The 25,136-nt window shown below is 66.0% G+C and carries 25 protein-coding genes and 2 pseudogenes; 6 read left to right on the top strand and 21 right to left on the bottom strand.

Annotated elements, in window-relative coordinates; genetic code table 11:
* Nucleotides 1–2: 2 nt before the first annotated feature.
* The 11 genes and pseudogenes from folK to dacB form a co-directional block, all read right to left on the bottom strand.
* Nucleotides 3–542 carry a 2-amino-4-hydroxy-6-hydroxymethyldihydropteridine diphosphokinase gene (folK, locus tag ACQCS0_RS02210; RefSeq protein ID WP_354155467.1) on the bottom strand — a complete coding sequence of 180 codons (540 nt, stop codon included), beginning with the start codon at nt 540–542 and terminating at the stop codon, nt 3–5.
* Nucleotides 539–898, bottom strand: coding sequence for a dihydroneopterin aldolase (folB, locus tag ACQCS0_RS02205; protein WP_185262250.1), 360 nt, complete (start codon nt 896–898; stop codon nt 539–541). The genes folK and folB overlap by 4 nt, the downstream gene beginning before the upstream one ends.
* Nucleotides 899–909: 11 nt before the next feature.
* Nucleotides 910–1,830, bottom strand: a complete 921-nt coding sequence (gene folP, locus ACQCS0_RS02200; RefSeq protein WP_354155468.1) for a dihydropteroate synthase — start codon at nt 1,828–1,830, stop codon at nt 910–912.
* 10 nt (nt 1,831–1,840) lie between these two features.
* The gene (folE, locus tag ACQCS0_RS02195; protein ID WP_354155469.1) at nt 1,841–2,485 is read right to left on the bottom strand and encodes a GTP cyclohydrolase I FolE; all 645 of its coding nucleotides are present in this window, start codon (nt 2,483–2,485) and stop codon (nt 1,841–1,843) included.
* 10 nt (nt 2,486–2,495) lie between these two features.
* The gene (gene ftsH, locus ACQCS0_RS02190; protein ID WP_282329811.1) at nt 2,496–4,562 is read right to left on the bottom strand and encodes an ATP-dependent zinc metalloprotease FtsH; all 2,067 of its coding nucleotides are present in this window, start codon (nt 4,560–4,562) and stop codon (nt 2,496–2,498) included.
* Between the two features lie 178 nt (nt 4,563–4,740).
* Nucleotides 4,741–4,914, bottom strand: coding sequence for a GH32 C-terminal domain-containing protein (locus ACQCS0_RS02185; RefSeq protein ID WP_426939083.1), 174 nt, complete (start codon nt 4,912–4,914; stop codon nt 4,741–4,743).
* Between the two features lie 119 nt (nt 4,915–5,033).
* Nucleotides 5,034–5,231: pseudogene (locus ACQCS0_RS02180) on the bottom strand (substrate-binding domain-containing protein); the annotation flags it as partial.
* A 73-nt stretch (nt 5,232–5,304) separates the two neighbouring features.
* Nucleotides 5,305–5,856, bottom strand: a complete 552-nt coding sequence (gene hpt, locus ACQCS0_RS02175; RefSeq protein WP_282329812.1) for a hypoxanthine phosphoribosyltransferase — start codon at nt 5,854–5,856, stop codon at nt 5,305–5,307.
* 30 nt (nt 5,857–5,886) lie between these two features.
* Nucleotides 5,887–6,948, bottom strand: a complete 1,062-nt coding sequence (gene tilS / locus ACQCS0_RS02170) for a tRNA lysidine(34) synthetase TilS (RefSeq protein ID WP_354155533.1) — start codon at nt 6,946–6,948, stop codon at nt 5,887–5,889.
* A 96-nt stretch (nt 6,949–7,044) separates the two neighbouring features.
* Nucleotides 7,045–8,178, bottom strand: a complete 1,134-nt coding sequence (locus tag ACQCS0_RS02165) for a zinc-dependent metalloprotease (protein ID WP_354155470.1) — start codon at nt 8,176–8,178, stop codon at nt 7,045–7,047.
* Nucleotides 8,179–8,482: 304 nt separating this feature from the next.
* The gene (gene dacB / locus ACQCS0_RS02160; protein ID WP_354155471.1) at nt 8,483–9,967 is read right to left on the bottom strand and encodes a D-alanyl-D-alanine carboxypeptidase/D-alanyl-D-alanine endopeptidase; all 1,485 of its coding nucleotides are present in this window, start codon (nt 9,965–9,967) and stop codon (nt 8,483–8,485) included.
* A 162-nt stretch (nt 9,968–10,129) separates the two neighbouring features.
* Here dacB and ACQCS0_RS02155 point away from each other — a divergent pair, with 162 nt between their 5' ends.
* From ACQCS0_RS02155 to ACQCS0_RS02145, 3 genes are all read left to right on the top strand, one after another.
* Nucleotides 10,130–10,618 carry an inorganic diphosphatase gene (locus ACQCS0_RS02155; RefSeq protein ID WP_354155472.1) on the top strand — a complete coding sequence of 163 codons (489 nt, stop codon included), beginning with the start codon at nt 10,130–10,132 and terminating at the stop codon, nt 10,616–10,618.
* Between the two features lie 121 nt (nt 10,619–10,739).
* The gene (locus ACQCS0_RS02150; protein ID WP_354155473.1) at nt 10,740–12,065 is read left to right on the top strand and encodes a carboxylesterase family protein; all 1,326 of its coding nucleotides are present in this window, start codon (nt 10,740–10,742) and stop codon (nt 12,063–12,065) included.
* Between the two features lie 556 nt (nt 12,066–12,621).
* Nucleotides 12,622–13,221: a hypothetical protein gene (locus ACQCS0_RS02145; protein ID WP_354155474.1), complete on the top strand. Its 600-nt coding sequence runs from the start codon at nt 12,622–12,624 to the stop codon at nt 13,219–13,221.
* A 259-nt stretch (nt 13,222–13,480) separates the two neighbouring features.
* On the opposite strand, the gene ACQCS0_RS02140 is transcribed toward ACQCS0_RS02145, so the two are convergent.
* The 4 genes from ACQCS0_RS02140 to serS all read right to left on the bottom strand — a co-directional run bounded on the left by ACQCS0_RS02140 (nt 13,481) and on the right by serS (nt 16,486).
* Complete coding sequence (locus ACQCS0_RS02140; protein WP_354155475.1) at nt 13,481–13,666, bottom strand: hypothetical protein; 186 nt, start codon at nt 13,664–13,666, stop codon at nt 13,481–13,483.
* Between the two features lie 107 nt (nt 13,667–13,773).
* Complete coding sequence (locus tag ACQCS0_RS02135) at nt 13,774–13,950, bottom strand: hypothetical protein (protein WP_354155476.1); 177 nt, start codon at nt 13,948–13,950, stop codon at nt 13,774–13,776.
* A gap of 249 nt (nt 13,951–14,199) precedes the next feature.
* On the bottom strand, nt 14,200–15,057 hold the full coding sequence (locus tag ACQCS0_RS02130; RefSeq protein ID WP_354155477.1) for an HAD family hydrolase: 858 nt from the start codon (nt 15,055–15,057) through the stop codon (nt 14,200–14,202).
* Nucleotides 15,058–15,205: 148 nt separating this feature from the next.
* Complete coding sequence (gene serS, locus ACQCS0_RS02125; protein ID WP_354155478.1) at nt 15,206–16,486, bottom strand: serine--tRNA ligase; 1,281 nt, start codon at nt 16,484–16,486, stop codon at nt 15,206–15,208.
* A gap of 90 nt (nt 16,487–16,576) precedes the next feature.
* Here serS and ACQCS0_RS02120 point away from each other — a divergent pair, with 90 nt between their 5' ends.
* Nucleotides 16,577–17,635 carry a diacylglycerol kinase family protein gene (locus ACQCS0_RS02120; protein WP_354155479.1) on the top strand — a complete coding sequence of 353 codons (1,059 nt, stop codon included), beginning with the start codon at nt 16,577–16,579 and terminating at the stop codon, nt 17,633–17,635.
* A 12-nt stretch (nt 17,636–17,647) separates the two neighbouring features.
* Here ACQCS0_RS02120 and ACQCS0_RS02115 read toward each other — a convergent pair whose 3' ends face one another.
* From ACQCS0_RS02115 to ACQCS0_RS02105, 3 genes are all read right to left on the bottom strand, one after another.
* A complete protein-coding gene (locus tag ACQCS0_RS02115) occupies nt 17,648–17,857 on the bottom strand; it encodes a hypothetical protein (protein ID WP_185262232.1) in 210 nt (69 codons plus the stop codon).
* 125 nt (nt 17,858–17,982) lie between these two features.
* Complete coding sequence (gene pheA, locus ACQCS0_RS02110) at nt 17,983–18,921, bottom strand: prephenate dehydratase (RefSeq protein WP_354155480.1); 939 nt, start codon at nt 18,919–18,921, stop codon at nt 17,983–17,985.
* Between the two features lie 38 nt (nt 18,922–18,959).
* Nucleotides 18,960–19,286 carry a rhodanese-like domain-containing protein gene (locus ACQCS0_RS02105; RefSeq protein ID WP_354155481.1) on the bottom strand — a complete coding sequence of 109 codons (327 nt, stop codon included), beginning with the start codon at nt 19,284–19,286 and terminating at the stop codon, nt 18,960–18,962.
* A gap of 114 nt (nt 19,287–19,400) precedes the next feature.
* On the opposite strand from ACQCS0_RS02105, the gene ACQCS0_RS02100 reads away from it, so the two are divergent.
* Entirely contained in the window at nt 19,401–20,882 is a 1,482-nt protein-coding gene (locus ACQCS0_RS02100; RefSeq protein ID WP_354155482.1) for an amidase, read from the top strand.
* A 406-nt stretch (nt 20,883–21,288) separates the two neighbouring features.
* Here ACQCS0_RS02100 and ACQCS0_RS02095 read toward each other — a convergent pair.
* A pseudogene (locus ACQCS0_RS02095) lies at nt 21,289–21,477 on the bottom strand (DUF4190 domain-containing protein); the annotation flags it as partial.
* 233 nt (nt 21,478–21,710) lie between these two features.
* A complete protein-coding gene (locus ACQCS0_RS02090; protein ID WP_354155484.1) occupies nt 21,711–22,511 on the bottom strand; it encodes a nuclease-related domain-containing protein in 801 nt (266 codons plus the stop codon).
* Between the two features lie 272 nt (nt 22,512–22,783).
* Here ACQCS0_RS02090 and pgm point away from each other — a divergent pair, with 272 nt between their 5' ends.
* Complete coding sequence (pgm, locus tag ACQCS0_RS02085; RefSeq protein ID WP_354223478.1) at nt 22,784–24,442, top strand: phosphoglucomutase (alpha-D-glucose-1,6-bisphosphate-dependent); 1,659 nt, start codon at nt 22,784–22,786, stop codon at nt 24,440–24,442.
* Nucleotides 24,443–24,525: 83 nt separating this feature from the next.
* Here pgm and ACQCS0_RS02080 read toward each other — a convergent pair whose 3' ends face one another.
* Nucleotides 24,526–25,131, bottom strand: a complete 606-nt coding sequence (locus ACQCS0_RS02080) for a malonic semialdehyde reductase (protein ID WP_354155486.1) — start codon at nt 25,129–25,131, stop codon at nt 24,526–24,528.
* Nucleotides 25,132–25,136 lie beyond the last annotated feature (5 nt).

Below are 25,136 nucleotides of genomic sequence, written 5' to 3'. Positions count from 1 at the left end.
GGTTACTCGACCGTCCCGGCTGTGGGGACGCCGTCGTAGTCGCCGAAACCGTCGAACGGGGTGAGGTCGCCAAAGTCGGGGGCGCGGGCAGCCAGCTCGCTGATGCGTTCCCCGCCGAGGGTGGCCGCCGGCTCGATGAGCGACCACGGATACAGCACAAAGGCGCGTTCGGCGGCGCGCGGGTGCGGCAGGGTCAAGACCGGGTCGTCACTGGTGAGGTCGCCGTAGGTGATGATGTCGACGTCGAGCGTCCGGGGTCCCCAGCGCACTTCACGAACCCGGAGGTGCTTGTTTTCCACAGCCTGGCAGTGCTTCAGCAGCTCCGCCGGGGACAGCGTGGTTTCCACGGTGATGATCATGTTCAGGAAGTCGGGCTGGCCGGCCGGGCCGCCCACGGCCTTGGTCTGCACCACCGGGGAAACGGCCTGCAGGCGAACCTCCGGCGGGTCCACCAGGTCAGCAACGGCCTCGGACAGGGTGTCGTTCCGCTCGCCCAGGTTGCTCCCGAGGGCCAGGACGGCTTTGGTGTACCCGCCGCTCATGGTCGCTCCCGGTGCACGCTGACGGCCACATCGCCGAAGGGCACCTCGATGGGCGCCTTGGGCTTGTGGACGGTGATGTCCACGGCCTGGATGGTGAATTCGGCGAGCAAGCCATCCGCGATCCGTACGGCCAGTGCCTCGATCAGGTTCAGCGGCTCCCCCGTGATCCAGTCCGTGATCCGCTCAGCCACCTCGCCGTAGTGGGCGGTGTCCCGGACGTCGTCGGATACTGCCGCTTTGGCGAAGTCCAGATGCAGCACGGCGTCTACCACAAACGGCTGGCCCTCACGGCGCTCGAAATCGAAGACTCCGTGATGGCCGACGGCGGTGACACCGCTCAGCGTGATCCTGTCCATGGGTGCCCGGCCTAGGTGGTGGTAGGGGCGTGAGCCATCCGCGCGGCCACCTTGACGGCGTCAAGGCTGGGACCGACGTCGTGCACACGGACGGCCCAGGCCCCTCGGGCCGCGCTGATCGCGGTGATCGCGGCCGTGGCGTCGTCGCGTTCCTCCGGGACGGCGGACTTGCCGGCGACCGTGAGGAGTGTGCCCAGGAAGCGCTTACGGGAGGCGGCAACCAGGAGCTTGTGCCCCAGGCTGTCCAGCTGGTCCAGGTGTTGCAGGAGCTCCCAGTTCTGGGCGTCGTTCTTGGCGAAGCCCAGGCCCGGGTCCACGATGATCTGCTCTTTGCCCACCCCGGCTGCGTAGAGCTTGTCGCGGACGCCGGCCAGTTCAGCCACCACTTCGCCGGCAACGTCGTGGTACTGGGCCAGGGAGTCCATGGTGCGGGCGTCGCCGCGGCGGTGCGTGAGGATATACGGCACCTGGGACGCGGCTACGAGCTCGGCCATCTCCGGCTCGATGGTCAGCCCGGAAACGTCGTTGATGATGGCGGCGCCGGCCTTCAGGGCGGCAGCGGCCGTGGCCGCGTGAGTGGTGTCGATGCTGACCAGGGCGCCCGCCTTGACCAGGGCTTCGATGACTGGGATCACCCGGCGCTGTTCTTCCGCCAGGGTTACATCCTCCGCGCCGGGACGAGTCGATTCGCCGCCGACATCGATGATGTCCGCTCCGGCGTAGAACATCCGCAGGCCCGCCGCGATGGCGGTGTCCGCCGTCGGGTGCTTTCCGCCGTCGCTGAAGGAGTCCGGGGTAACGTTCAGAATGCCCATCACCAGGGTGCGGCCGGTGGGCAGGTCCGCGAATGTCGCGGCCGGGCGCGGTTTGCGCAGGATGGGCAGCGGAGATGTTGCGGGCCCGGTTCCCGGGGCTGCAGCGAGTGAGTCCATGGTCTGTTACTTACCTTCCGAGGATGAGGCTCATGGCTTCGGCACGGGTGGCCGGGTCATGAAGCTGCCCGCGGACCGCGCTGGTGACGGTCTTTGCTCCGGGCTTGCGGACACCGCGCATTGACATGCACATGTGTTCGCATTCGACAACGACGATCGCGCCACGCGGCTTGAGGTGGCTGACCATTGCTTCGACGATCTGGGTGGTGAGCCGCTCCTGCACCTGGGGGCGTCGGGCGTAGATATCCACGAGGCGTGCCAGCTTGCTGAGCCCGGTCACTTTGCCGTCGTGGGAGGGAATGTAGCCGACATGGGCAACCCCGTGGAACGGCACCAGGTGGTGCTCGCACGTTGAGTAGAACGGGATGTCCTTGACCAGGACCAGTTCTTCGTGGTCCAGGTCAAACGTGGTGGAGAGGACGTCAGCGGGATCGTGGTGCAGTCCCGCGAACACTTCGGCGTAGGCCTTGGCCACCCGCTTGGGGGTGTCTACGAGGCCTCCGCGGTCCGGGTCCTCGCCAATGGCCAGGAGGATTTCACGGACGGCCGCCTCGATCCGGGGCCGGTCCACCTTCTCGTGCTTATTGTGGTGGGATCCGTCCTCCGCCGGGTGTCCGGCGGAGGCGGGTGCGTCGTCGTCGTCGATGTGAGTCACAGAAGAAAGCTTAGCCGTGCGTGGCGTCAGGCCCCGAGTCGGGGATGCCGCCCTGGAACGCAGCGTCATCCGGGACACCCTGCGGGTGCGGCGGCAGCGCGTCCAGCGGTTCCTCGAGGCGGGCTTCCTTGGCTTCCTGCTGGGCTTCGCGCTCAGACTTCTCCAGGCGGGACTCAACGGGGCCGGCCTGCTGGACCGGTCGCGTCTCCTTGGACAGCCATACCTCGCGGAAGTCACGCTTGCGGATGTCCGTGAAGATGTGCGCGATCTCGGCCTGGTTGAGGGTCTCCCGTTCCAGGAGTTCCAGGGCCAGCTGGTCCAGGACGTCCCGGTTTTCGGTGAGGATGGCGTACGCCTCGTCATGCGCCTGGTCGATCAGGCGGCGCACTTCCTCATCCACCACATAGGCGATCTGGTCCGAGTAGTTGCGCTCGTGCCCGGCGTCGCGGCCCAGGAAGGGTTCGCCGCCGCCCTGGCCCAGGCGTACCGCGCCGACACGCTCGCTCATACCGAACTCGGTGACCATCTTGCGGGCCGTGGAGGTGGCCTTTTCGATGTCGTTGGAGGCTCCCGTGGAGGGATCGTGGAAGACGATCTCTTCCGCCACGCGGCCGCCCATTGCGTAGGCCATCTGGTCCAGCAGTTCGTTGCGGGTGATGGAGTACTTGTCGTTCTCCGGGACCACCATGGTGTAACCCAAGGCCCGGCCACGGGGAAGGATGGTGATCTTGGTGACCGGCGCCGAGTTCCTCAGGGCAGCCGCCACCAGGGCGTGTCCGCCTTCGTGGTATGCGGTGATTTTGCGTTCGTGTTCCTTCATCACGCGGCTGCGCTTTTGCGGGCCTGCCATAACGCGGTCGATGGCCTCGTCGAGGGCGCGGTCATCGATGAGGTTGGCGTTGGAGCGCGCGGTCAGCAGGGCTGCCTCGTTCAAGACGTTGGCGAGGTCTGCGCCGGTGTAGCCCGGAGTCTTCTTCGCCACGGCCTTGAGGTCAACGCCCGGGGCCATCGGCTTGCCCTTGGCGTGCACCTGCAGGATCTGGTCGCGGCCGATCAGGTCCGGGGCGTCCACCGAGATCTGGCGGTCAAAACGGCCGGGACGCAGCAGTGCCGGGTCCAGGACGTCGGGACGGTTGGTGGCCGCGATCAGGATGACGTTGGTCTTGACGTCGAAGCCGTCCATTTCAACCAGCAACTGGTTCAGGGTCTGCTCGCGTTCGTCGTTGCCGCCGCCGATCCCGGCACCGCGGTGCCGTCCGACCGCATCAATCTCGTCAACAAAGATGATGGCCGGAGAGTTGGCCTTGGCCTGCTCAAAAAGGTCGCGGACACGGGACGCGCCCACGCCGACAAACATTTCGACAAAGTCCGAGCCGGAGATGGAGAAGAACGGCACGCCGGCCTCGCCGGCGACCGCGCGGGCCAGGAGAGTCTTGCCGGTTCCCGGAGCGCCGTAGAGCAGCACGCCCTTGGGGATCTTGGCGCCCACAGCTTGGAACTTGGCGGGTTCCTGCAGGAACTCCTTGATTTCCTGGAGCTCCTCCACGGCCTCGTCCGCGCCGGCTACGTCCACGAAAGTCACCTGCGGCATGTCCTTGTTGACCATCTTGGCCTTGGACTTGCCGAACTGCATGATCTTCGAGCCGCCGCCCTGCATCCGGGTCATCAGGAACCAGAACAGCGCACCGAGCAGGATGACAGGGATAAGCAGCGAAAGCAGGCCGGAGAACCAGTTGCTTTCGATCGGCTGGTCCGTGTAGCCGTTGGCGGGTTTGGCAGCCGTGACGGCCTTGACGACGTCGGCGGCGCGGGCGTCGACAAAGAAGAACTGGACGCTCTTGCCCTTGTCCTGCCCGTTGACATCCAGGTTGTCCTTGAGGGTCAGGTCAACGCGGTTTTCGCCGTCGAAGATTTTTGCCTGCTCAACCTTGCCGCTGTCGGCAAGGAGCTCAAGGCCCTTGTCCGTATCGATCCGTGCCGCACCACCGGGAGCCAGTGTTGCAAAAGCCACAAGGAGCATGGCGATCACAACAACGATCCAGATGCCCGGGCCCTTCAAGAAACTCTTAGCTTTCATCTGTTCGGGGGCTGGCCCCGTCCCTCCTGGTAGTGCTGCACGGCGAGTGAGTCTGCGCGCGTGTGGTCCTGCATCAGCTACTAGCTATACACCGTTCGGAGTAATTCACGCACGGTGCTGCGCAAAAGTTCCCTCTGGGCGTAGCGGGATGCGGACGGCAAAAGCGGAACTCCGCAGGTCAGCCCGGCTGCGGCGACAGCCAGTTTCCGGAGGATGGCCGTGCCGCTCGCGGTAAACATGGACGAACCCTGCTTCCAACGCGCGGAAAGACCAGGTCGGTCAGGACCGCTTTCCCGCCCTGCGCGAACACCTCAACCATGCAATGGTCGACGACGATGCGCAGCGTGAGCACGGTGTGGGTAGGTTCTGGCCTTGGCCCTTGTAACTGGCGCAACGCGGCAGCGGTCAGCGCGCGGGCGCCGCCACCGAATCGCGCAGCACCGGCGGGCAGTCCAAGATGGTCGGGTGGGGCGCCTCATAGCCTCCCTGCACTGCGGAGATCTCCGCTTCGACAGGTGCCGCGTCGCCGTCGAGCCCTGCCTGCGTGAGTGTTGCCCGGAAGCCGCGGAGGCGGTCCCGGGTGGCGGGGACGTCGTTGGTGTTGTTAAGGAAGCCGATGCGGGTGTGGCCGGCCGCCAGGAGGATTCCGACGGCGGCACGGGCGGATCCTGTAGGTTCGGCAGCTTAAATGCCGGCGGCGGCCTCCGAAGAGGCCGCCGCCGGCATTGCCGTGCCTAAATCTTTACTCGTAAACGTGCGGGGCGAGCGTGCCCACGAAGTCCAGGTTGCGGTACTTCTCGGCGTAGTCCAGGCCGTAGCCCACCACGAACTCGTTGGGGATGTCGTAGCCGATGTACTTGACGTCGATCTCCACCTTGGCGGCCGTGGGCTTGCGGAAGGCGGTGCAGATCTCCACAGAAGCGGTGCCCCGGGATTCCAGGTTGGTCTTGAGCCAGGACAGGGTCAGGCCGGAGTCGATGATGTCTTCGACAATCAGGACGTCCTTGCCCATCAGGTCCGTGTCCAGGTCCTTCAGGATCCGGACAACACCCGAGGACTGGGTGCCGGAGCCGTAGGAGGACACTGCCATCCAGTCCATCGAAACGTGGCTGTGGAGCGCGCGGGCGAGATCGGCCATAACCATCACAGCGCCCTTGAGTACACCGACCAGAAGGATTTCGCGGCCTTCGTAGTCCTTGTCGATCTGCGCGGCGAGCTCAGCGATCCGCTGTTGGATCTGTTCCTTGGTGTAGAGAACGTGCTTGAGGTCTGCCTGGACGTCGTTTGAATCCACCAATGGCTCCTGTGTAGATGCGGGGTGCGACTATTCTTGGGGCGGTTTTTGAGGCCGGAATACTAGCTTCCCACAGCGGGCCGCTTCACGGGGAACGGGGGCGCCGCTGTCTGGGGTCGCGGGCCGAGTTTCCGCCGCGTCCCGCTGGGCCAGCTCGGCGAGGGACAGCCGGTACACGCTCACCCCGCCTGGCAGCTCCACGGGACCGGCAGAACCTTGCCGGCGCAGCAGCGCTTCCGCTGCCAGAAGGCGCTGGTAGCTGGGCTGTTGGCCCCCGACGTCGGCCGCTGCCTTGGCGATGACCCGGAACCTGATGGCCGGGGAAAGATCCCCCAGGGCCTCCTCCGGGAGGCCGATCTCGAGTCCGGACCGCTCGGCCAAGGCGGCAAATGTGCGATCTGCCACGTCCTCCAGATAGTCAGCGTCCAGCTGCAGGATGGACGCGGTCCGGGCCAGCGATTCAGCCACGCCGGGGCCGAGTTTTTCCTCGAGCAGCGGCAGTACTTCCACCCGGGTCCGGGAGCGGGCAAACGACGGGTCCGAATTGCTGGGATCGTGCCAGGGCTCAAGGTCCTCGACGACACAGATCTCCAGGGTATCCGCGCGGCGCAGGCCCAGGAACGGCCGCAGCAACAGGCCGCGGGCAGGGCGCATACCGGCCAGCGAGCGTGTGCCGGAGCCGCGGGCAAGCCCCAGCAGGACCTGTTCGGCCTGGTCATCCAGAGTGTGCCCGAGCAGGATAGCGGTGGCCCCGTGATCCCCGGCCGCAGCCTCCAGCGCTGCGTGGCGGGCATCCCTGGCGGCCGCTTCCGGGCCCATCCCGGTGCTGGCGACGGTAACGGTCCGGAGGTCCACCGGGGAGAGGCCCAGTTCCTGCAATGTCCGGACTGCGGCGGCAGCCACCTTGGCCGAGCCTTCCTGCAGCTGGTGGTCAACCACCACCGCGCCCACCGTCAGGGCGTGCCCGTCAACGTGGCCGCGGCGGGCAAAATAGGCCGCCACCGCCGCGAGGGCCATCGAATCGGGACCACCGCTGCAGGCCACCAGCACGTGCCCCGGATAGCCGGCCTCTGCCAGGGCGTTCTGGACCATCTTGCGCGCCTTGCCGACGACGGGCGCGAGCCTGCCGGGCCGCCGTCGGCCGGGTAAAGCCGTACGGGCGTCCGGCACATTCGGGGCGTGGGGCACCTACAGACCCATCCGGTCAACCCACAGCTTGGCGTCATGGATTTCGGGCTCGGTGGGGAGGTTTTCGGCGGATTCCCACACCCGGTTGAAGCCCTCCATGCCGGCCACCGCCACGACGGCGCGGACAAAATTGGCGCCGTCGGAGTACTGGCGCATCTTGGCGTCCAAGCCCAGGAGGTTGCGGATGAATTTCTCCATCACGCCGCGCTCCTTGCCACGGTCGGTGAAGCGCTGCCGGATAGTCCTGACCGAGGGGACGATGCTGGCGTCGACGGAATCCATCACCACATTGGCGTGGCCCTCCAGCAGGCTCATGACTGCCGTCAGGTGGGACAGGGACGCCTTCTCCTCGGGATTCTGCAGCAGGTCCAGGATGGCGCCGCGGCCGGGAGTATCGCCGGTGGCGGTCCGGTCTCTGAGGGAACGTGCGGCGGCGGACGCGCGCTCCATCAGCGAATCAACGTTGCCCAGCAGGTGCCCGCTGAGGTTGTCAATCTCGGAAAGCATGTGGTGGCGGAGCCAGGGCGCGGCGGCAAACTGCACGCGGTGCGTCTGTTCGTGAAGGCAGACCCAGAGCCGGAAATCCTCCGGCGTGACGTTGAGTTCGCGCTCCACAGCCACGATGTTGGGCGCCACAAGAAGCAGGCGGCCGGCTGCCGGCGCTTTGGAACCTTCGGCGAGCGCGGCAAACGGATCGTACTGGCCCAAAACCTTGCTGGACAGGAACGCCAGGACAGCGCCGAGTTGGCTGCCGGTGACGGCGCCGCTGACGCTGGCCGCCGCCGGGCTGACGTTGCCGCGGCGGCTTTCGAGCATTTTTTCCATCGCGGGTTTGAGCATCACGGCGAAGCTCTGCGTGTTGGCTTTGGCCCAGCTGGCCCGGTCCACCACCAGGACAGAGGAGTCGCGGAGGTCCCTTGCGGCTTCGAGGCCCGTGATTTCGTGGACGTGCGGGACGGAGGCGTCCGCGAGGCGGCGCAGGCTGTCCACGGCTTCGCCGATTTCCGCAGAGTTGAGGGTGGGCCCCGAGGAGGCCAACCGGGCCGCTGTGGACGCGGCCAAGTCCCAGTTGATCAGGGCCTGGGCGGGGCTGGACGATGCCGGGGCTGACGAATCACGCGCAGTGGTCTCCATAGTCCCCATCACATCACAGCGGACGGCAGATGGTCCTTAAGTTCGCTGACCGGCGAACGGTCACCGGCGCATCGGGCCTCAGGCGATGTCCGCAGGCACATCCGGCGCACAGGATGCCGAAAGCGCCCTGCTAGCAAGCGCGGGCAAAGTAGGGACCACAGAACCGCCCCGCATCGAGGAGAACCCCATGATCCGTACCGCCCCAGCGCTCGTTTGTCCGGGGAGTCCTCGGTTTCGGCGGCGGCACAGGCAACTCCTGCCGCGAACTCGGGACATTCCGCTACGTCCTAGCGAGTTGCCAGCCTTAGCGGCAGCCGCACGCGGCGAGCGCCGTGGCGGCCCGGTCCAGGGCCTCCCTGTTAGCTGCAGCGCCAGGCGTCAAACCGTTGCCGATGAACGAGAAGACCAGGAGCCGCCCGTCTGCGTCCACCACGTATCCGCTGAGTGCGATCACCGAGTTTAGGGTCCCGGTCTTGGCCCGCACCAGGCCGGCGCCGCGGGCAGTGGTGCCATCCCCGTAGCGGCTGTCCAGCGTTCCGGTCAGCCCGGCGACCGGAAATCCATCCAGCGCAGCCAGCAACCTGGTGTCGGTACCGGAGGTGATGGCACGCACCACTTCCGCGAACTGGCGGGCAGAGACCTGGTTCGCCAACGCCAGCCCGGACACATCGGCCAGACGCATGGTGTCAGTGGGGATCCCCAGGTCCACGAGCTGTGTGCGGACTGCTGAGGTGGCGCCGTCATTGCTGGCGGGCTCCCCGGCCGCCGACGCAGCCATCCGACCCAGGACCTCCGCCAGATAGTTGTCCGAGGTCTGCAGCATCAGGTCCACCTGCTGGCCCACCGTGGCGGACTGGACTTCGGCAAGGACCCCCGGCTCTTCAGCGGGGAGCGCATCGCCGGAAGGCTCCGTGTAACGTTCGACGCCGGCCGCTACCGTGAGTCCCGCAGCGGCGCCTGCCGTCTTGAGCTGCGCGGCAAACGCCTCCGCGGCGGTGATTGCAGAGTCCTGGGGGCGCAGGCCGGTCGTCACGGCCGGGTCAAAGCGCGCCGAGTTCAGCGCCAGCGGGTACAAGGGGGCCACCTCGCCCGCTGCAACGTCGCCGTCAGCCCAGGCTGGGTTCAGTGCAGGGCCGCTGAACAGGGAATCGTCCACCAGAAGCTTCAGCTCGCCGGTTGTTCCAATGGCCTGGAGCGCGTCCGCGGTGGCGGTGGCCAGGGTGGCGAGCCCTGCGTGGCCCATCACCTGGTTGGGCGCGGACTCACCGGCGCCCAGGAGGACGTCGCCGCCGCCGGTCAGCACCACCTGATTGCGGGCGGGCCCAGCTAGAACCCTGGTGCCGAAACGGCGGTCCGGCCCGATCGCCCGGAGTGCGGCCACAGCGGTGAGCAGCTTCATATTGGAGGCAGGGATCCGGCTCTCCGAACCGCCCCGGTCAAACAGGACCTGGCCAGTGAGCGCATCCTGGACAAGCCCAGTGAAGCTGCCGTCGCCGTCGGGCTTTAACAAGGCGTCCAACTGCGCGGCGACAGCGGCGGGCAGCGGAACGGGCGCCGACTCCGTAAGCGGAGCCAGGCCCTGACGGGCGGAAAGCGTGGCCGGGAGCTGCTGCCAGGCGGGCACCACCGGCGTCGCTGCCGGCGGCGGGACGACGAAAGCAGGGGCAACCAGCCACACGGCGGGGAGTGCCAGGATAACGATCACGGCCAAGAGCAGCGCGGTGGGCCAGGCCTGCAGCCCGCGCTGAACCGTGCGCCGGAACGCGCCTGCGCCCGATGTTTCCTTCATGTTGGTGCTGGTCCTCAAGTCCTGAAATTTCCCCGCAAGTTCCTGAAACCTGGGCCTGTCGCTATATCCTCAATAGTAGTCGGCGGCACCGACACTCCTTTTTTGTTGTTCGTCTCCTGTGCCGCGACCCCCCCCCCCCCTGCAATTGCCGAGGAGCATTCCATGAAGCACGACGTGACCATCGAGATCCCCAAGGGATCACGAGTCAAGTACGAAGTTGACCACGAGACCGGCCGCGTCCGCCTGGACCGCGTCCTCTTCACCTCCATGCAGTACCCCACGCACTACGGGTTCTTCGAGAACACCCTGGGCGAAGACGGCGATCCGCTGGATGCACTGGTGCTCCTGCAGGACTTCGACCTGCACCCCGGCGTCATTGTTGAGTCCCGCCCCATCGGGGTTTTCAACATGACCGACGACGGCGGCGGCGACGCCAAGGTCCTGTGCGTCCCGGTTGACGCCCGCTTTGACCACATCCAGGAAATCAGCGATGTCAGCGAATTCCTGATCAAGGAAATCGAGCACTTCTTCACCCGTTACAAGGACCTGGAGCCGGGCAAGTGGGTCAAGGCCGAGGGCTGGGGCGACCGCGCCGCCGCCGAGGCCGAGCTGGAAGCTTCCATCAAGCGTTTCGTGCCGGCAGCGCACTAGCCACCGCTCCGCAACTGCAACGCGGGGTCACTTAACGCCCATCCGGACGACGGACAAGGGCCGTAAGTGACCCCGCGTTGCCCGTTAACCGGCCGCGGCGTTTCTGTGGAATCGTTGCCCTGTGAGTTCCGAGCCTTCGTTTAATCCTCCGTGCGGACCGATCACCGGGTGGCGGGACGGTTCGGTGCTGCGGGCCACCGGCATTCCCTACGCCACCGCGGGCCGTTTTCAACTTCCGGTGACCGCGTCCGATTGGACCGCCGACTATGCCGCCACCACCCTCGCACCCGCCTGCCCGCAGGGCCCTGTTCCGTTCCTGGACGACGTCCTGGGTACCCGGTATGGCGAGCTCCCCGGAAGTGAAGACTGCCAGCGCCTATCGATCACCGTTCCGGAAGGGCTTGCCGACGGCGAGCACGTCCCGGTCATGGTGTGGCTGCACGGCGGTTCCTACACGTCGGGCTCCGGCGACCTGGCGATCTTTGACGCCAAGTCCCTGGTGTCCGAGAACCGGGTCGTCGTGGTGTCCGTGACCTACCGGCTGGGCTTGTTCGGCTACCTGTCCACCGGCACCGGCCGACCCGCGAACCTCGGCCTCCTGGACCAACTGGAAGCGTTCCGGTGGGTGCAGCGCAACATCGCGGCCTTCGGCGGCGACCCGGGGCGGGTCACCGCGTTCGGGCAGTCCGCAGGCGGTGACTCCGTAGTCCACCTCATGGCCACTCCGGAGGCGCCGTCCCTGTTTCAGCGGGCCATCATCCAGAGTGCACCTTTGGGGATCACCCGCGGCCGGCACAAGATGAGCCGCGCCATGGGCATCGCGGCCGAAGCCGTCACGGAAGACACCCCGATGCTGGACGTGGTGGACATCGAAGACCACGTGTCCCAGGTGGCCCGGAAATACGGCCTGATGGCAGCCATGCCGTTCGGCACCCAATACGGGCACGCCCCGCTGCCACCTGAATCACGCGTTGAGGCGGCCTGGAACGCCACGGCCCCGGGCATCGAGGTGCTGATCGGGCACACCTCCGACGAGGCCCGCCTGTTCCTTCCCCGGAGTCCCGTGGTCAGCCTTCTGGGCAAGGTCCCGGGGCTGGGTGCGGTCGCCGTGAAAGCCATCAACTGGGCGGTGACGGAGGCAGTCTACGGCCGATCTGCCCGCAAATTTGCCCGCCGCCACGCCCGCGCGGGAGGCAAGGCCTACAGCTACCTGCTGTCCTGGGGCGCACCGGGAAACTTTTACCGCGCCGCACACACCGTTGACCTGCCGCTGCTGTTCGGAAACCAGCAGACCTGGGCCGACGCAGGACTCCTCAAGGGCGCAACCTGGGATGAGATCGACGCCGTGGGCCGTGAGGTGCGCCGGCTGTGGGCGGACTTTGCCCGCGGCGACGGCCTTGGTCAGGCTGGCGGGATTCCCGGGGCACTCGAGTACCGCTCGCTGTAAGCCCGGGGAGCTTTCTCAGGTGCCGGATACAACGTCGCGGATGGCCGCCACCAGAAGGTCCTGCCGTGTAGTGGATGTCATTGCCAAGCACATCAAGCCACGGCATGTGTATGTGTCCCTCCGGGCCCCGGGCCGCCGGCCCTCCGCACACTAGCGTCTCAGAACCCCGTCCGCGTGTCACGGAGCGTCCAGCATGGCGGCGGTAAGGTCGGTTGCATGACCCCCGCAGTAAACCGGCAGCGACTATCCGGTTGGCTAGCCGGACGCCTCTCTGCCATTCCTCGCCGGGCCCCGGAACCCTGATGTCCAGCCGGTCCTGGACCACGACGGCATCGAGGGACGGCGGCAGGCCGGGGGCATGTTGGCCCGTAGCTACAAAGGCAGGGCTGCTCCGAAGAAGCCCACGGCAATCATGGGCCTGATCTGTTCGGTTTCCCGGACTGCAGGCGCTGCGTCCCCTTCAGATCAGCTCGGCCACGAGTCTTGACCTTGCCTGAATCAAGACCCCTCGCCGACTTGCCTTGGGCCAACTACTAACCGGTAGTCTTTGATCCACATGTTCACGTTGACCATCAACCAGACCGACAGCCGGCGCGACGGCGACCGCGTCCCTCAGCTGCTGAAGGACCTGCGGCACATCCCCGCGCGCCTGGACTTCGACCGCTCTGTGGAGGATGAAGTCCAAGGCATTGTGGACTGCCCGCACGAAGCCGTGGAGGCAGCCCTGATCGCCCTGCGATGCGGTTCCTGGTACGTGGGGCTGGGCGTCGGGCCAGTCAACGAACCGCTGCCGAACCAGATCAAGGATGCCTCCGGTCACGGCCTGATCTACGCCCGGCGCGCGGTGGACCGGCTCCGGAACAGCAAAGAACGCATCCCGGTCGCCGTGGAAGGACCGCTGGCGGAAATCGCCCACGAGGCCGAGGCTGTGCTGCGGCTCTTGGGCCATATTGTGCGAAACAGATCCGGGGCTGAATGGCGCGTTCTTGACCTCATGACCCCCGGGGTCCGCGGACAGCAGAAGGCGGTGGCCCAGGAACTCGGAATTACCACCCAGGCCGTTAGCAAGGGAGTGGCCAGGGCCCAGTGGAACGAGGAACACGCTGCCCGTCCCGCCGCCGCACGGCTGCTGGCCCTCATCCTCGAGGTGCGCTGAACACAGCTGGCTCACGCCGCCGTTGCCGATGAAGGCGGCTAGCACCACGGCCATCACCACGGCGAGCAGGAATGTTCCCACAAACACCGCACTGTCTTGTAGAAAAGCCGCAGCCCGCAGCGGGCACGATGGGCACCCGCTCAGCGGACCGCCGTCGGGGTTTCCAAGGGAACGAAGGTGGCGTACTCGGGGCCGTGCTGGCGGATGAGCCGGAGGTATACCGACGGCGTAAATCCGTTGAAGCGCCGGGAGGTGCGGATCAGGTGGGGCTGGTCGTAGTAGCCGGCGAGGCCAGGAGCGGGCTGATGCCCAGGCGGTGAGCCAGCTCGCCCACCGGGATATCCTCCTCGGCCAACAGCGCCTCGAAAGCGGTCGCCGGATCGGCGTCTGCCAGTCCGGCACGAAGGACCGAAAGTCCGGGCAGGAAGCGGGCCGTGTCCTGCACCGTGCGCTCCGGTTGCGACGGCGGCGCGTCAGCTAACGCTGCGATGCCGTAAGGCCCCGGCAAACGGGTCTACCAGGCGGTACGGCCGGCCCGGCCGGAGTCAGCGGTCACGGCAGTACCGCGTCTTCTGCCTCAACGGGCGCACCCTGGAGCGCGGCGGTGTTCTGGCCTTCGGGGAGGTCCGCTACCGGGGGCAGTTCTCCCTTGACGGTCTCCCGCTCGGCACGCTCAGCTGTGAACTGGGCGAGCGTGCCATCGTGATTCCCAGCGGGGGGCTGCTGCATGTCCTGGTGGACGACCCGAGCCGGTTGAATTACGGGCGGCGGATCGGCGAGTCCAAGGGGCTGACCGATCTCAAGAATCTGGACTTGGACGGTGTGGGTCCATTGACGGCGTTGGCCACCGAACTGGACGGACGAGAACTAGCCCATCCTGCCCCCGCTTGGGAGTTTTTGTCCAGATAGTGCCCGTTTCAGGCAATCAGACGGCATCATCTGGCCAAAAACTTGAGACGAGGCGCGGCGGAAGCAGCCCTACACCAGGAGGCTGCGCAGCACGTGCGCGGCGCCGTCGTCGAATACTGAATGCGTGACCTCATCCGCGGCGGCGATGACTTCCTCCGCGGCCTGGCCCATGGCGACTCCGCGCCCGGCCCAGCCCAGCATTTCGATGTCGTTGCGGCCGTCGCCAATGGCCACAGTCCGGTGGGGTTCAGTCCCCAACTGGCCGCGGAGCCGTTCCAGCGCGCTGGCCTTGGTGACGCCTTCCGCGGCGATGTCCAGCCATGCGGTCCATCCGACCGAGTACGTGACACCGGCCAGGCCGATCTCCTGGATGGTTGCGGTGAATTCTTCCGGGGTGTTTTCGGTGCTGAACACCACCAGCCGGACGGCGGTGGCTTCCAGCAGTGTCTGGAAGTCAACGCCGATAGCCTCTACGCCGAAGCTGGCGTCCTGGAATCGCTCCGTGGACAGGAAGTTGCCGTCCTCGTCTTCCAGCGCATACTTCGCGGTGGGCAGTTTCTCCCGCAACGCCCGGAGCGCCGGGGCCGGATCGAAGGTGGCCTTATGGATGATTTCGTAGCCATCAGCCAGGTCCGGATCCAGCCGCAGTGTCACGCCGCCGTTGCAGCAGACGGCGTAACCGCTTTGGATGCCGATCTGCTCGATGATGGGCAGCGTGGCGTTTAGCGAGCGGCCGGTTGCGATCAGAACGTCATGCCCTGCCGCGACCACGGCCTTTGCGGCCTCCCGGACGGGCACGGACATGTGCCCGTCGTGGTCCACCAAGGTTCCGTCCACGTCCAGGGCAATCATGAACTTGGTGGTGTATTCGTTTGCGATCCGCTGGTCATCGATGCCAGCGACTGTGGTTTCAGTCAATGTAGTCATACATCCAGTAGACCAGAGACCCCCTGCACCGGCTAGGACGCAGGCCACAGCGCCCATGAACACCCGGTTAATACTCACAGGGTTATCCACGGTGTGAGTGTTAACATCCGGCAAGCCCATGAATCCTGCGTCCAGGGATCAGCGAATGCTACAGGACCGGGAAGACTTCCATCCCGCCGAGGTACTTCTGCAGTCCGGCCGGGACGTTGACCGAGCCGTCGGCGTTCTGGTGGTGCTCCAGGATGGCCACGATCCAGCGGGTGGTGGCCAGCGTGCCGTTCAGCGTGGCCACGGCACGGGTTCCCTTGGCTACGCCTTCGTCGTTGACCACACGCTCGCGGATGTTCAGGCGCCGGGCCTGGAACGTGGTGCAGTTCGAGGTGGATGTGAGCTCACGGTAGGCACCCTGCGTGGGAACCCAGGCTTCGCAGTCAAACTTGCGGGCCGCAGACATGCCGAGGTCCCCGGCAGCGGTGTCGATCACCCGGTACGGAAGCTCGCACTTGGCCAGCATCTCCTCTTCCCACGCCAGCAGCCGTTCGTGTTCGGCTGCGGCTTTTTCCACCGTGGTGTAGACGAACATCTCCACTTTGTTGAACTGGTGCACGCGGATGATGCCGCGGGTGTCCTTGCCGTGCGAACCGGCCTCGCGGCGGTAGCAGGAGCTCTGCCCGGCAAACCGGATGGGGCCGGCCGTCAGGTCCAGGATCTCGTCCGCGTGGTAACCGGCCAGGGCAACCTCGGAGGTGCCCACCAGGTAAAGGTCGTCCTCAGCGAGACGGTAGATCTCGGCGTCGTGCTTTACGTCAAAGCCGGTGCCTTGCATGGTTTCGGGGCGCACCAGAGTAGGCGTGATCATGGGTACGAAGCCCGCCTCGATGGCCTGGTCCATGGCCATCTGCAGCAACGCCATCTCCAGGCGTGCACCCACGCCGCGCAGGAAGTAGAAGCGGGAGCCGGACACCTTCGCACCGCGCTCCATGTCGATTGCGCCGATCAGCTCACCGATTTCCAGGTGGTCCTTCGGCTCGAAATCGGGAAACCCTCGGGGCGTGCCAACGGTCTTGACCACCACGTAGTCCTCCTCGCCGCCCTCGGGGACACCGTCTTCAATAAGATTCGGGATGGTGCGCAGCAGTTCGTCCTGTTTGGCCTGGGCAGCGTCCGCTTCGGCCGATGCGGCCTTCACAGTGTTGGCCAGTTCCTTGACCTCGGCGAGCAGGGCCTTCTTCTCGTCGCCCTTGGCCTGCGCCACCTTCTTGCCGAAAACGTTCTGCTCGGCGCGGAGGTTTTCAAAGCGGATCAGGGCGGCACGCCTGGCGGAGTCCGCGGCGATGATCGCGTCCACCACTGATTCGTCTGCGCCGCGGGCGCGCTGGCTGGCACGGAACTTGTCCGGGTTTTCGCTGAGCTCTTTTACGTCGATCACCAGACAAGAGTATCGAATCCGGCGGACCCAACACCTTCTGGCCGGACGGCGGGAATCGCGGCGCCGCGGCCGGGCTACTGTTGAAGCACCATGAACGACTGGCTTCTTTACGTCCTGAGCGCGGCGGCGCTGGCCTTCGCCGTCTCCAGCTGGTGGGGCGTCCGCAGGCTCAAAGCCCTGCACATCCGCAGCGCAGTCCACGAAGAAGCACACGAAACCGGCCTCACCCAGCAACGCGTCGTGGTCATCCTTAATCCCGTCAAGGCACGTGCCCCGGAGGCGAAGGAAGCCATCCAGCGCGCCTGCCTGGCCGCCGGCTGGGACGATCCTCTTTTCATCGAGACGACGGCCGAGGACCCCGGGTACTCCCAGGCCCGGGCGGCGCTGGATTACAAGGCCGACGTCGTTCTGGTGGGCGGTGGCGACGGTACTGTGCGCGTGGTGGCTGAGTCTCTCGCACATACGGATGTGGCCATGGGCCTGATTCCCCTGGGGACGGGAAACCTCCTGGCTCGAAACGTGGATCTGAATGTCAACGACCTCCACGCCAACGTGCAGACAGCGCTTTTTGGCCACCAGCGCTACATTGATACCGCGCGGATGGGCATCGAAAATTCCCGCACGGGGCACTCTTCCGAGCACGCGTTCCTGGTGATGGGCGGGATCGGCATGGACGCCGAAATTCTCGCGGACACCAACGACGGCCTGAAGAAAGCCGTGGGTTGGCTCGCTTACACCGAAGCCGGAATGCGCCACCTGCCCGGGCGGCGAAGGAAGGTATCAGTGGCGCTGGATGGCAAGCCGGAGCAGGTCCGGAATATCCGCAGCGTCCTGTTTGCCAACTGTGGGCTGGTCCCGGGCGGGATCGATTTCATCCCGGAAGCCATGATCGACGATGGCATGCTGGACGTGGTGGTCATGAGCCCCCGCAGCGCCATCGGCTGGCTCGCCATGTATGCGAAAATCCTCTTCAAACACAAGGGCAACCTGCCCATCATGACGATGTACCGGGCCGGCCGTATCGTCATCAAGTGCCCGGAGCCTATGCCCACACAAATCGACGGCGACACATCCGGTTTGGCCACGAAGCTCACCGTCCGGGTGGAGCCGCGGTCTCTCCTGATCAGGGTGAAAGGCCAGCAGGGCTAAGCAGGCCTGGCCTCAGGCAGTTGCCTTCTTGACCGCCTCAGCCTCGGCGGCGGCCTTCGCGGCACGCGCCTCGGACTGCTCACGGATCATGGCCTGTTCCTCTTCGAAGCGCAGGCGGTCAGCGCGGTCCGCATCGTCGCCGTCCCAGTCCTGGTTGTCGACAGCGGGCTTGGGATTAACGATCATGCCCTGGCCGTCATTGTCTGTGCTGCTGGTATTCATGACCTGCTCCCTTCGTTAGGGGTCCATCCCCCAGGTGGATCAGGCAAGCATACGCACAGTAACTATCCCGCGGAAGTACCTTGACCTACGCTGTGGGCGAAGCCCTGGTCGTCGTCCAGCCGCGTTCATTCCCCCTGCAGAATCTTCCCGACCCATTCATGTGCGGACCGGAATGCCTCGTCCGAGGTGTGTTGCGAGACGCTGGGGCTTTGGGCGTCTGCCCGCCCGTAGGAGCCCAGGAAGCGGGTGGCCGGGCTGATGCGGTGAAGCCCAGCCAAGGCGTCGGCCACACGGGCATCCGCGATGTGCCCGTCTGCGTCGATGCTGAAAAAGTAGTGGCCAAGGTACTGACCTGTCGGCCGGGATTCGATCCGGCTGAGGTTCACGCCCCTCGTGGCGAACTGGTCCAGGATTTCCATCAGGGCACCCGGACGGTCTTCCGGCAGCGGGACTACCACTGTGGTCTTATCCGCACCGGTCCGTTCGGGCAGTACGCCCGGCCTGCTCACCAGGATGAACCGCGTTACGGCCCCCGGGTTGTCGCCGATGTTCTCTGCCAGGACGGTCAGCCCCGGCTGCTCCTGTGCAACGATGGGCGCACAAATCGCGGCATCGTAGTGGGCTTCGTCGCCCAGTAGCCCCATTGCGGCCGCAGCGGTGGAGGAGCCAGCAATATATTCCGCACCCGGAATATTCGCATCCACCCACAGACGGCACTGCGCCCAGGCATGGCCATGGGTGGAGATCCGGCGGATATCCTCCACCTCCACGCCGGGACGGCCTACTAGGACAAAGCTGATGGGCACCAGGACTTCGCGGATGATCCGGAGTTCCTGTCCGCCGGCGATAGCGTCCAGGGTGGCGGTGACGCCGCCCTCGACCGAATTCTCAATAGGCACCATCGCTGCGTCCGCAGAGCCGTCGCGGACCATGTCCAGCGCCGCATTGACGGTGGAGGCCGGATTACGCGTGGCGTTGGCGGCGTCCGGTACCTGCATCAGTGCCGCTTCAGTGAACGTGCCCTCAGGCCCAAGGAAAGCGTACGTAACGGGCATCGCGGGCATTGATTCCTCTTGGGTGATGGACACAGATACGGGTTGGACTACAGAACGAGGGGCTTGAGGCCGTTATCGGACACAAGCGGCTTGCCGGACTCGAGCCACTGGTCCATTCCGCCAGCCACGTTGATGGCTGTATAGCCCTGGCCGGTGAGCCACTGCGCCGCACGGAAGGACCGTCCGCCCGTGCGGCAGATAACGTAGATATCCTGGTCCGGGTCCAACTCGCCAAACCGTGCCGGAAGCTGATCCAGGGGGACATGCAGAGCGTCCGCGGCATGTCCGGCTACCCATTCGTAGTCTTCGCGGACGTCCAGAATCACGGCGTCTGCCGGGACGTCGATGACGGGCACAGAATCGAAATCGCTCATGGGAGTCCTTTTTCAGAGAATCACGGGTCTCCCTCCAGCCTAGCGTCAGCCGCCCTGCCGTGCCTGCCGAAAGCTGACGCAGGCTACGCTTCTAAATGACCCTGAGGAGGGGCTTTGCCCGCTGAGCAGACAACCGGTTCCACCGCTGACATCCACGAACTGACCGCCGTCCAACTGCGGGATGCGCTCCGCACAGGAGAGCTCTCAGCTCGGGACGTCGCCGCACATTTCCTGGCCCGCATTGCCGATCAGAATCCGCTGCTGGGTGCCTTTGTCACGGTCACTGCAGAAGAGGCCATGGCCGATGCGGACGCCGCCGATGCCCGGTTCACCCGGTTCCGGAAAGACTTCGGAACCGGCTCTGCAGAGGCCTCCGGGGCCAGGACGGACGGCCTGCCGCTCCTGCATGGCATGCCGGTGGCTTTCAAGGACCTGACCGACGTCGCCGGCGTGGTGACCACCCACGGCAGCGCTGCACTTGACCACAAACCGGCCCTCGCCGACGGCACCTTGGCCGCAGTCCTCAAGGCCGCTGGCGTTGTCTCATTGGGCAAGACGCAGGTTCCGGAGTTTGGGCTGACGGCGTACAGCGAAAACCGCATCGCACCGCCGTCGCGCAACCCGCATGCCCCGAGCCGGAGTTCCGGTGGCTCCACGGGAGGCAGCGCTGCCGCGGTGGCCGCGGGCCTGCTTCCGTTCGCGCCGGGGACCGACGGCGGCGGTTCCGTCCGTATCCCGGCCGCCGCCTGCGGCCTGGTGGGCCTCAAACCCGGCCGTGGCGTGGTGCCGTCCGGCGAAAGTTCAAGCGATCCCGCCCGGCTGGTGGTAGCGGGGCCCCTGGCCCGCAACGCGGCCGACGCGGCCCTGCTGATGGATGCTCTGGTGCCGTCCCCTGACAACATTTATCTCGACGCTGTGGGACACGAACCGCGTCCTCTGCGCATCGGCCTGACCCTGGACAGCCCCTGGTCCACCACCTTCCCGTTGACCCCGGAACCCGAGACCTTAGCCGCGCTGCAGGCGGGCCTGGAAATGCTGGAGCACGCCGGGCACGCCGTCAGCGAAGCCGCCATCCGCTACGACAACCGCTACCCCGACGCCTTCACCACTGCGTGGACCGCCGCCGTCGGAACCGCCCGGATCAGTCCGCACCGCGAAGCGCTCCTGGCCCCGCTGACCCGCACGTTCAGACGCCGGGCCCAGCAGCGCAGCGCACTAAAGCTCAATGAAGCGTTGGCTTTCCTCCGGCAATTCGAACGCGACACCATCATGCAGTACGGCGGCTGGGACCTGATGTTGATGCCGGCCCTGGCTCAGACGCCCCGCCCAGTGGGCTGGTTTACCGGCGCCACGCACGGCGACGAACCGTGGCCGGCCGCGGACTGGCCCGGGGACGCCGACGGCGACTACCGCAGGCAGTGCGAATTCGCGCCGTGGTCCTCCATGGTGAACGTCTGCGGCCTGCCGGCCATCACGATTCCCGTGTACTGGACCGGTGGGCGGCCAGCGCACGGCCTGCCCATGGGAATCCAGCTCGTGGGGCCGGCGGGCTCCGAACTGGTCCTGCTCCAGGTGGCGGCCCAGCTCGGCTTCTGATGACAGTTTGAACCGCTCCGGGGGTCGACTCCGGGGCCGATCCGGAGGACGATTAAGGGGCAGTCACTATGAGGAGGTCTGTGATGTGCTATTCATCGATGGAAGATTTCGGTTGGCGTGCCAAGAAGCAAGCCGACCGGAAACCCGAAGAACGCCAGGAAACACCGCCGGACCGTCCGGAGCCGCATTACACGGCCCAGGATTTCACCTTCTGGGCCTTCCCGCGTCGGGGAAGGACCCACGAAGCCCAGAAACCGGCCGCTGAACGCCGGCGCGAGAGAGTCTGAATTTGTAATTCAGCCCCGACTGAAGAAAGGCCCCCTGTCGGGGGCCTTTCCGCTGCTTGGGAGTCTGCGGCGGGCGGAGCCAGCCTGCCCCGCTCTCCGACCCCGGTTTCGACCGGGAGTCAGTACCCGTAGGTGGTGCCGTATGACATCAGCCCGATGATGAGGAGCAGCCAGAACGCTCCGTAGCCGAGCAGGCAAAGGTAGCCCAGGACAAGCCCGGTGATGGCCATGCCCTTGCCCGACGGTTCGCGGCGGAGGGCCAGATGGCCGGTGATGATTGCAGCGATCTGCGGAATCATGAACCAGCCAAGAAGAACTGATTCTGGTCATACAAAGGCGGCGCCGGAATGCTGGGGCCCTGCGGCGGCACAAACTGCGGCGGCTCGTAGCCTGCCGGCGAATCGACTGGTCCCTGGGCGGCGGACCCTTCCGAGTCAGGGCGCGGAATTGGCTGGCCAGTCATGTTTTTCCCCATTCGAAGTCTTCGATTCCCAGCCTACCGCCGCCTGCAATACAGGCCTACCGGCGCCGCCATCCCGTCCTACCGCCCCCAATAGGGCAGCACGTAGACAGCAAAAACCACAAAGGCAGCCAGGAACATCACCCGGGTCAACCCACCTGCGGCGTGTTGGTGTGCCCTCGGCTTCCTGGCACGTCCGGATCCGACGCCGCCCGCCTGTCCTGACGCCAGTTTCGAGGTCAGCGGCTTCGCGGTTGGTGACTTCACGGTCAGCGAGTTCACCGCAGGAGTTTGAGCAGCAGATTCCTGCGTGAGCTGCTCGCCAAGGTGCGCATAGAGGCCCACCACTGTCTTTTGGTCGAGCACCGGGGGCAGCGCCAGGACAGCTGCAACAACGCGGTCGGCGCCTGCCACGGCGACGTCGGAATTGGTGATGCCGAAGAGGTCCGGCTGCCCGGCGAGGCAGATCAACGGGCGGACGAACCGCCGGTGGGGCGGCGCCAGCACGGACGCGACGGCGGCGCACTGTGCTAATGCGCCGTCCACGGACTGCGTCCTGGCAAAGCGGCCCTGCCACAGGACACCGGCGGAGACCCGGACCTCGCCGGTCCAGTTCTTGGCATCGATCACCACCACACCGCCGGGCCCCACAAGAACATGGTCCAGGTTGGCTTTGGGCCGCCCGGGCCAGTGGACATCGTTCAGCAGGTACCAGCCGTGCGGAATGAGCCGGCTCAGCCTGTCCGCCACCAGACGCTCGCCCACTGCACCGGCATCCCACGACTTCGTGGCACGCTCGGCCTGATCGAGCTGGCGTTTCAGCCGTTGAACACGTTCCGCAGCCAGCCTGGACTGCTCGGCCGCGCCGTCTCCTGCCCCCATGACCTTGCCCCCTGGTTCCCGCGTGCCGACTCACTGCAGTGCCCGACGCTAACTGCAGTGCCCGACGGCGGCGCTCCCCGCCGTCGGGCATTCTTTCCTGAGTTTTCCGAAAGTAGCAGCGCCGCAGGGAGCCGGTATATAGGTACTTTTGGGGCCGGTACTTGCTTTAACTACTTGCTGCCAACAGTCTGGAGGGGACTTTTCCGCGTCATAGGGGCCCGGATTGTGGACCCGGCGTCTTGACTCCAGCCCAGGTCTGGCATGCTGGTGCCATGGCTAGCCGCGCGGGCACAGTTGCCCAACCCCAGGACCTTGTTGACATCACTGCGCTCCTCGACGCGTATTACGACATCACGCCGGATCTGGGTGACCCCGGCCAGCGCGTGGCGTTCGGTACTTCCGGGCATCGCGGCTCCAGCCTCAAGGCGTCGTTTAACGAAAAACACATCGTCGCGATCACGCAGGCAATCGTGGAATACCGCGCCGGGCAGGGCATCACCGGCCCGCTTTTCCTGGCGAAGGACACCCACGCCCTCAGCGAACCGGCGCAGAACTCCGCCCTCGAGGTCCTCGCGGCCAACGGCGTGCACGTGCTGATCGACGCACGGCACGGCTACACCCCTACACCCGCACTGAGCCACGCGATCCTCACCTACAACAACAACCGCCAGCCCGGCACTCCGGAAGCGGACGGCATTGTGGTCACGCCCAGCCACAACCCGCCCGGAGACGGCGGCTTCAAATACAACCCTCCGCACGGCGGCCCGGCCGATTCGGACGCCACAGGCTGGATCGCCAACCGCGCCAACGAACTCCTCGAAAACGACCTGCGGGGCGTGAAGCGCATCCCCGTCTCCGACGCCCTTGCCGCGGACAGCACCGGAAAGTTCGATTTCCTCAGCAGTTACGTTGACGACCTCCCGTCCGTGTTGAACCTGGACGCCGTCCGCGAGGCCGGCGTCCGCATCGGCGCGGACCCCATGGGCGGTGCCGCCGTGGATTACTGGGGCGAGATCGGCGAGCGCCACCACCTCGACCTGACCGTGGTGAACCCCACCGTAGATCCCCAGTGGGCTTTTATGACCCTGGACTGGGACGAGAAGATCCGGATGGACTGCTCCTCACCGTTCGCCATGGCTTCCCTGATCAACAGGATGTCCGACGGCGGCAGTTCAGCGGCGTTCGACGTCGCCACCGGCAACGACGCCGATGCCGACCGGCACGGCATTGTCACGCCCGACGGCGGCCTGATGAACCCGAACCACTATCTCGCCGTCGCCATCGACTACCTCTACCGCAACCGCAGCGGCTGGAACCCCAACTCGGTGGTGGGCAAGACCCTGGTCTCGTCGTCCATCATCGACCGTGTGGCGGAAAGCCTGGGCCGCAAACTGGTTGAGGTCCCCGTGGGCTTCAAATGGTTTGTGCCGGGACTACTGTCCGGCGAAGGCGCGTTCGGCGGCGAGGAATCGGCAGGCGCTTCCTTTAATAAGTTGGACGGCAGCGTCTGGACCACCGACAAGGACGGCATCCTGCTGGCGCTGCTGGCCTCGGAGATCACCGCAGTCTCCGGCAAGTCGCCGTCCCAGCTGTATACGGGGCTGACCGACCAGTTCGGCGCCCCCGTCTACGCGCGCATTGATGCAGCAGCCACGCGGGAGCAGAAGACGGCACTCGGCAAGCTCTCGCCGTCGGACGTCACCGCAACGGAACTGGCCGGCGAAACCATCACCGCCAAGGTGACCGAGGCGCCTGGCAACGGCGCGTCCATCGGAGGGCTCAAGGTGGTCACGGAGAACGCCTGGTTCGCGGCGCGCCCGTCCGGGACCGAGGACGTCTACAAGATCTACGCCGAGTCCTTCAAGGGCGAGGAGCACCTCAAGCAGGTCCAGGCGGAAGCCAAAGCGCTGGTGGACGGCGTCATCGCGTAACCTTAAAAAGCAGATGCTCTATCACTTTTGGTCCCCATCCAACCCGGATGGGGACCAAAAGTGATAGAGCATCTTGGGTTTGGTTAGACGGTGCGGACAACGTCCTCGTAGCTGAACTTGGGCTTCGCTGCGCCCCACGCGTTTTCGCCGGCCTGGCCGATGTTGACCACCAGGAAGCTCTTCTGGTCACCAGCGGGGAAGAAGGCGGCGTCGAGGGCGCTGAAGTCGGCTCCGGTCATCGGGCCGGCCGCGAGCCCGAGGGACCGGACGGCCAGGATGAAGTAGCCGGCCTGCAGGTGGGCGTTGTTGTTGCCGGTGGACGCGGCCAGGTCCGGGGCGGCGTCGTACATGGCCTTCGGAGCGTTGTACTCGGGCAGGAAGTTGTCCCACTGCTCGGCCCAGGCGGTGTCGTAGCTAAGGACGGCAACCAGCGGCGCGGAGGCGGTCTTGGCCTTGTTGCCGTTGGCCAGGGTGTCAACCAGGGTGGCACGCGCCTCGTCAGAGCGGACGTAGGTCACGCGGAGGGGCTGGGAGTTGAAAGCCGTAGGGCCGAACTTGGTAAGTTCGTAAATGGCGCGGGCCTGGTCCTCGGTCACCTCGCCGGTGAAGGAGTTGGCCGTGCGGGCCTCGGCAAAAATGGCGTCGACGGCGGCCGGATCGATAACCGCTTCTTCGTGGGCAATAGTCATGGCGT

The sequence above is a fragment of the Pseudarthrobacter sp. S6 genome, from assembly GCF_050156575.1.
GTDB lineage: Bacteria > Actinomycetota > Actinomycetes > Actinomycetales > Micrococcaceae > Arthrobacter.
This window is presented reverse-complemented; position numbering and strand designations above follow the sequence as displayed.

Excerpts from the sequence above, each read along its gene's own strand:
- ACQCS0_RS02090 (WP_354155484.1), bottom strand. The coding sequence starts at position 22,511 with ATGGGGGCAGGAGACGGCGCGGCCGAGCAGTCCAGGCTGGCTGCGGAA.
- pheA (WP_354155480.1), bottom strand. The coding sequence starts at position 18,921 with ATGCCCGCGATGCCCGTTACGTACGCTTTCCTTGGGCCTGAGGGCACG.
- ACQCS0_RS02120 (WP_354155479.1), top strand. The coding sequence starts at position 16,577 with ATGAACGACTGGCTTCTTTACGTCCTGAGCGCGGCGGCGCTGGCCTTC.
- folP (WP_354155468.1), bottom strand. The coding sequence starts at position 1,830 with ATGGACTCACTCGCTGCAGCCCCGGGAACCGGGCCCGCAACATCTCCG.
- ACQCS0_RS02155 (WP_354155472.1), top strand. The coding sequence starts at position 10,130 with ATGAAGCACGACGTGACCATCGAGATCCCCAAGGGATCACGAGTCAAG.
- ACQCS0_RS02130 (WP_354155477.1), bottom strand. The coding sequence starts at position 15,057 with ATGACTACATTGACTGAAACCACAGTCGCTGGCATCGATGACCAGCGG.
- ACQCS0_RS02115 (WP_185262232.1), bottom strand. The coding sequence starts at position 17,857 with ATGAATACCAGCAGCACAGACAATGACGGCCAGGGCATGATCGTTAAT.
- ACQCS0_RS02135 (WP_354155476.1), bottom strand. The coding sequence starts at position 13,950 with ATGCAGCAGCCCCCCGCTGGGAATCACGATGGCACGCTCGCCCAGTTC.
- ACQCS0_RS02105 (WP_354155481.1), bottom strand. The coding sequence starts at position 19,286 with ATGAGCGATTTCGATTCTGTGCCCGTCATCGACGTCCCGGCAGACGCC.
- ACQCS0_RS02145 (WP_354155474.1), top strand. The coding sequence starts at position 12,622 with ATGTTCACGTTGACCATCAACCAGACCGACAGCCGGCGCGACGGCGAC.
- ftsH (WP_282329811.1), bottom strand. The coding sequence starts at position 4,562 with ATGAAAGCTAAGAGTTTCTTGAAGGGCCCGGGCATCTGGATCGTTGTT.
- folB (WP_185262250.1), bottom strand. The coding sequence starts at position 898 with ATGGACAGGATCACGCTGAGCGGTGTCACCGCCGTCGGCCATCACGGA.
- ACQCS0_RS02165 (WP_354155470.1), bottom strand. The coding sequence starts at position 8,178 with ATGGAGACCACTGCGCGTGATTCGTCAGCCCCGGCATCGTCCAGCCCC.
- pgm (WP_354223478.1), top strand. The coding sequence starts at position 22,784 with ATGGCTAGCCGCGCGGGCACAGTTGCCCAACCCCAGGACCTTGTTGAC.
- dacB (WP_354155471.1), bottom strand. The coding sequence starts at position 9,967 with ATGAAGGAAACATCGGGCGCAGGCGCGTTCCGGCGCACGGTTCAGCGC.
- tilS (WP_354155533.1), bottom strand. The coding sequence starts at position 6,948 with ATGGTCCAGAACGCCCTGGCAGAGGCCGGCTATCCGGGGCACGTGCTG.
- ACQCS0_RS02080 (WP_354155486.1), bottom strand. The coding sequence starts at position 25,131 with ATGACTATTGCCCACGAAGAAGCGGTTATCGATCCGGCCGCCGTCGAC.
- folK (WP_354155467.1), bottom strand. The coding sequence starts at position 542 with ATGAGCGGCGGGTACACCAAAGCCGTCCTGGCCCTCGGGAGCAACCTG.